The sequence below is a fragment of the Bacillus sp. AFS018417 genome, from assembly GCF_002560985.1.
GTDB lineage: Bacteria > Bacillota > Bacilli > Bacillales > Bacillaceae_G > Bacillus_A > Bacillus_A rhizoplanae.
The window spans coordinates 1-1889 of the sequence record NZ_NTTM01000119.1; the positions used below are offsets into that span (position 1 = coordinate 1).

At 32.4% G+C, this 1889-nt stretch carries 1 protein-coding gene; it reads right to left on the reverse strand.

The annotated features are described in order from the left end of the window. Positions 1-47 precede the first annotated feature (47 nt). Positions 48-1478 carry an IS4 family transposase gene (locus tag CN326_RS23760; protein WP_098311382.1) on the reverse strand — a complete coding sequence of 477 codons (1431 nt, stop codon included), beginning with the start codon at positions 1476-1478 and terminating at the stop codon, positions 48-50. Between the last annotated feature and the right edge of the window lie 411 nt (positions 1479-1889).

Consider the following 1889-nt stretch of genomic DNA (forward strand, 5'->3'; position numbering starts at 1 on the left):
CGCTGGTATTGGGCCTAATAAACCCTATCGGGTTTCAATTTTTTGGATTACGCCACATGATTGTGAGATATAGAAAAGTTATATACGACGCCTAATATATCAAAGACTGTTTTCTTCTCATACCTATGGGATTTTCGTCCGTTTTTCTGTAAGAGATTGAACAGACGAAACAATACCTTTGTTAATTCTTGGATGTCTTTTTGTAAAGATTGATAAATAAGTGGAAAATAATCTTTTATGATATAAATCGCTTTATATTCGCTTAATTCTCGTTTTTTCTTGATGAGAAGTAATTGGCGCATTTGAAACATGGTGGAGGAACAAAGAAGAATGCTAATTAATTGTCCATATAAATGACATTCCAGTCGTTCTAATTTTACAGAATTACAGTGATGAATAAGAAAAAATGATTTCCATATTTTAAAGATAAGTTCAATTTGCCATCGTAAGGAGTAAAAATCGTATACTTGTTCCTTTGGTAGATATTCCAAAGGAATATTTGTAATATAAAAGTTAATTGCACTAAGCCGCTTACTGCGTTCTTTATAGGTAATTTGCTTCTTATGTTCTTTAGATGCCAAATCCTTTTGTCTACGTTTCATTTGCGTTTCAGTTAATTTATACAGAATGAGTCTTGCAGGAAGCTTTTGATACATTCCAATATAAATCTCAGGAATTTCATATGTTTCACCTGACTGTAATTGGTCAATAAATTGCTCCATATCTAATTGGATGTACTCAGAGTGCTTTTTTATTGTTCCATTTTGAAAGTATTCAGGCTCTTTATTCTTCTGATATATACGTGTATTGAGTTTTAATCTTGAAATAAAATAAGCATTACACTCTTCTATAGTATGTAAGTCTTTTAGGTCGAAGTACCCTAAATCACGTATACATACATCGTTCGGTTGAAGGGACGTTAAACAAGTAGAACCATACGTTTTATCATTGTGCTTTCCTGATCCTACATGAACATGTAGAAACTGGCCACTTAATAAATCATACTCTAGTTGAATTTTCACGCCAGCATTTTTACCACTACCACCTGAACCTTGATATGTAGAAGTGAATTTATCCGGAATCTGAAAATGTGTAGAATCCAATACACGAATACGCCGAAAATAGTTTGTATACAAAGTTGGAATCTTGCTAGAGGAACAAAATCGTTGGTGAAGTAAATGTGCTAAGAGTTGTTGTAAAAACCGAACAGCCTGAGGGTTGAAACGTTGATTGAGTCCTTCTGGACTCATAGAAATACCGGTGTTAGCTTCTAATCGACTACATAATTGTGTCAATGAAGTATGAGCTATGTTTTGACTTAACCAAATACATAGAGCCACTAAATCTTGTGCACGGTATTTACTTTTTCGTTTAACAAATCCTACACTTTTAGCTAATTGCTCTAAAGCATTAGGTGACATATATCGTTTCAACTCTTTAGAAAACAATTCTAGTTCATCAAAAATTGATAAGTTCATATCAAAAACGCCATCCTTTCCTATGATTCTATAGAAAGAATAGCGTATTTTTTCATTTAGGGGGGAATTTTATTTTATTAGCTTGATAGCGATGTGGCGAGACCCCTTCCTGTTCCAGATAAAAAGAAAATCGTTCTACTATATTCACATCCTCACTCCTTTCTATAAATTGTGTTGTATTAGGTACTAGTTGCATTTTAAAGATTTCATTAATATAAGATATAATGTAGATTTTAATTATTTAATGGAGGAGAAGTTATGGAACGAATCGATGTATACAAAAAGACATGAAAATAGGTAGTAATGCTACTTGGTTGTAAATCACTTCATGATAGATATTTAAAAACAAAGATGGATGATATAGTTTCTTTGAAAGTCCCTATTCTAAACGATTAGGCAGACTAAAAATTT